Origin of the sequence: Streptomyces sp. NPDC059695 (assembly GCF_042733785.1) — a bacterium.
Taxonomy (GTDB): Bacteria; Actinomycetota; Actinomycetes; order Streptomycetales; family Streptomycetaceae; genus Streptomyces.
This window is the reverse complement of the sequence record NZ_JBHWFF010000030.1, coordinates 10,626-14,144: the sequence shown is the minus strand read 5'-3', so window position 1 is coordinate 14,144 and position 3,519 is coordinate 10,626. Positions and strand designations below refer to the sequence as shown.

3 protein-coding genes are annotated in these 3,519 nt (G+C 76.0%); all 3 read left to right on the top strand.

Features of this window, described 5'->3' with window-relative positions; all coding sequences use genetic code 11:
* Positions 1–245: 245 nt before the first annotated feature.
* The 3 genes from ACFV2S_RS29710 to ACFV2S_RS29700 are packed head-to-tail and all read left to right on the top strand — an operon-like array spanning position 246 to position 3,393.
* On the top strand, positions 246–845 hold the full coding sequence (locus ACFV2S_RS29710) for a hypothetical protein (protein ID WP_385565578.1): 600 nt from the start codon (positions 246–248) through the stop codon (positions 843–845).
* On the top strand, positions 842–1,900 hold the full coding sequence (locus ACFV2S_RS29705; RefSeq protein WP_385565573.1) for a hypothetical protein: 1,059 nt from the start codon (positions 842–844) through the stop codon (positions 1,898–1,900). Before ACFV2S_RS29710 ends, ACFV2S_RS29705 begins: the two co-directional genes overlap by 4 nt.
* A gap of 14 nt (positions 1,901–1,914) precedes the next feature.
* Positions 1,915–3,393, top strand: a complete 1,479-nt coding sequence (locus tag ACFV2S_RS29700) for a hypothetical protein (protein ID WP_385565570.1) — start codon at positions 1,915–1,917, stop codon at positions 3,391–3,393.
* The last annotated feature ends 126 nt before the right edge of the window (positions 3,394–3,519 follow it).

Sequence of the window (3,519 nt, the reverse complement as noted above, 5' to 3'; positions counted from 1 at the left end):
GCCGCCCGCCGCCGCCCCGCCCGCGCCCCCCCCGCGCGCGGCCCGCGCCCCCCCCCCCCCCCCCCCCCGCGCCGGCCCCCCCCCCCCCGCCCCCCGCCGCCCGCGACTGGACGGCGGCGCCCGCCGCCGGACGGCCGTACGCCTATCTGGAGGGCCCGGCCGGCAGCGTCCTCCAGGACACCCTCTCGGTCACCAACCCCGGCACCGCGCCGCTCACCGTCCGCCTCTCCGGACAGGGCGCCCCGGTGTCCTTCGCCGCGCCGGCCGTCACGGTGCCCGCCAGGACCCGGGCCGACGTGCCCTTCGCCGTGACCGTCACCGCGGACACCCCGCCCGGCGAACACCGGGGCACCGTACGGGCCGCGGCCGCCGGCCGGGAGGTCCGCGTCGACCTGCGGCTGCGGGTCAGCGGACCGCGCCTCGCCGCGCTCACCGTCGAGGACGTCCACGTCGACGCCGCCACCGGCGCCGTCCGCTACACCCTGGTCAACCGCGGCACCACGGTCCTCGCCCCGCGCCTCGCGGTCCGTGCCGAGGGCCTCCTCGGCACCGTCCTGGACGTGCCGGACCGCGCCCTGCCGCTCACCCTCCGCCCCGGCGAGCGGGCCACCAGGACCGAACCCTGGCCCGATCCGCCCGCCCTCGACTCCGTCACCGTCCGGCTGACGGCCACCGCACCCGGCGCCGCCCCCGCCACCGCCCGCGCCGAGGCCGCCTTCGCCTCGGGCCCGGCGCTCTCCGGCACGGCCGGGCTGCTCCTGGCGGCCGCGGGCGGCGCCGGGTGGGCGGCACGGCGGCGGAGCGCGTCCCGAGCCCAGCGAGCCCCGGCGGGAGCGACACCATGAGGACGATCCGTACGGCCGCCGCCCTCCTCACCGCCCTCGCCCTCGTCCTGCTGCCCACCGTCCCCGCGGCCACGGCCGCACCGGGGCCCGTGGTCGAGCTGTCGAAGACGGAGGGCGGCAAGGGCGGGGAGATCACCGTCAGCGGCAGCGGCTGGAAGCCCGGCGCGCTGCTCATGCTCCTGATCTGCGGTCAGGGCGCCCCCGGCAAGGGCGTCATCGGCGGCACCAACTCCTGCGCCAACACCGAGGGCCGGGCGGCGACCGTCGACGCCCGGGGCGCGTTCAGCGCGAAGCTCCCCGTCACCGAACCGCCCAAGCCCTGCCCCTGCGTGGTCCACGTGGCCGGGGTGACCGGACAGCAGGACGCCGTGGACAAGGCGTTCACGGTCGCCGGGCACCCCACCGCCCCGATCCCGGAGGCCTCCGGCGACGGCCGCCTCGCCGTCCTCGCAGCCGTCCGCCTCGACGGCTCCAGCGGCGTGCTCGTCTGGTTCGGCGCGCCCGCGCGCCGCGAGGTCGTCTTCACCGTCGGCAACCTCGGCCCGGCCGCCGTCAAGGACCCCGTCTTCCAGGTCGGCACCAGCCACGGCGTCTTCGCGCCCCAGTACGAGGAACGCCAGTGGCGCGGCACGATCGAGCCCGGCAGGAAGGCGCTGATCCGCCTCCCCGCCGAGCTCACGGCCGGCGCGCACGGCGACTACCAGGTCTCCGTGACGTACGGCGGCAAGGTCCTCGTCGAGCAGCCGTGGGGCGTCGGCCGGCCCTGGGGCGTGACCCTCTTCTGGGTCCTCCTCGCCGTCGTGGTGCCGGCCGCGCTCTTCCGGATCGGCATGGCCGTGGTCGACCGCGCGCGGCCCTCTTCCGGGGCCGGCCGGGCCGGCGCCCCCAGGACCCGGACGGGGCCGCGCCCGCGGCGGCGCGCCCCGGCCCGTACACCCGCTTCCGCCCCCGCTCCGGGGGACGGGGAGACGACCGCGGCCCTGCCGTGGTTCAGCCCTGACTCCGCACCGTCAGCGCCAGAGAGCAGCAGCCCGACGACGAAGGGACATGCGTGAGTACGCAACGGAGGATGAGCGCGGCCGGGGTCGCGCTGATGCTCGGCGGCGCGGGGATCCTGTATGCCGCCGGCCCCGTCCAGGCCGCCGAGACCAGCTACGCGACGGAGTGCATCCCGCCGCCGATCTCGGGGCTTCCGCCCGTGCAGGGCACGACGAAGGTGCTGATCACGGCACCGGCCGAGGCCAAGGTCGGCGACGAGGTCGAGATCGTCTGGAAGACGGTCCAGGCCGCCTCGAAGAACCCCGACGTGCTCGACCTCGACAAGGACACGGTGAAGCCGACCGGCACCCTCACCGTGGGCGGCGCGGGGAGCGGGACCGTCGCGATGGAGGGACCGCGGCAGAACCCGCCGATCCCCAAGAACAGCCCGATGGTCCTGCCCGAGATGAAGGGCAAGCTGAAGCTGGACAAGGCGGGCGAGATCACGCTGACGCCCGGCAAGTACACGATCAACGTCTCCAAGCCCCTGTCGACGGACACCAAGTGCTCCCCGAAGGGGGCGGTGCCGGTCGGCGCGACGATCAAGGTCACGGACGGGGGAGGGGGGACGACGTCGGGCGGGACGACCACGTCCGGCGGGACGACGACCTCGGGCGGGACGACGACCACCGGCGGGACGACGACCTCGGGCGGGACGACGGACTCCGGTGGCACGACCACGTCCGGCGGCACCACGACCACGGGCGGTTCGACGACCACGGCGGGCGGGACCACGGCCTCCGGCGGGACCACGGCCTCCGGCGGATCCTCCGATTCCGGCGGTACGGGTTCCACCGGCGGAGGCTCCGGCAGCGGCGGCGGCTCCGGGAGCTCCGGCGGCTCCGGCGGCGGGCAGACCGACTTCCCCGGCAAGGAGGTCAAGGTCGCCTTCGCCTGCACGAGCCCCGGCCCGGCGGCGATCGACTCCAAGGTGACGATCGACGCCAAGAAGAACGGCGAGGTCTACGACCTGACGGTCAAGACCGCCAAGGGCGTCATGAAGAGCCCGGCCGCCCTGCCCGCGGGGGCCCTGAAGCCCTCCATGGCGGTGAAGATCGGCGGGGCCGACAAGGGCACGGTGACGGTGAACGGCGCCGCCAACCCCACGGCCCTCGCCCTGAACGCCCCGGTCAGCCTGGAGGACATGAAGGGCACCTACCGGCCCGGCGCGACCGGAAAGTCCACGCTCAGCCCCGGCACGCTCACCATCAAGGTCAGCCTCGGCTCCGTGAAGATGGAGATCCCCTGCACGGTCAAGGGCACCGTGAAGGCCTCCCTCGAACTGGACACGAGCAAGCAGGACGGCGGCGCCTCCGGCGGCGACGACGGCGGCACGGACGCGGCCGCCGGCTCGGGCTCCGCCGGCTCGGGCTCCGGCGGAGGGGACCTCGCCCACACGGGCGCGGGGAACGACGGCGCCCTGCGTGCCCTCGCCCTCGTCGCGGGCACGGTCATCCTGGTCGGCGGCGCGGTCTTCACCTTCACCCCCTGGGCCCGTCTCAGGCGCTGAGGGAACGGCGAAGGCCGCCGCACCGGAGCGGTGCGGCGGGCATTGGGGCGGGAGGTAGGGGGGTGAGTGGGCGCGTGCCCTTTGGGCCAGGGCCATATTTGGGGTGATGTTTATAAGGGAACCCCC

What these genes read in the sequence shown, in the direction of transcription:
- ACFV2S_RS29705 (WP_385565573.1), top strand. Translation starts at nt 842, where the DNA reads ATGAGGACGATCCGTACGGCCGCCGCCCTCCTCACCGCCCTCGCCCTC.
- ACFV2S_RS29700 (WP_385565570.1), top strand. Translation starts at nt 1,915, where the DNA reads ATGAGCGCGGCCGGGGTCGCGCTGATGCTCGGCGGCGCGGGGATCCTG.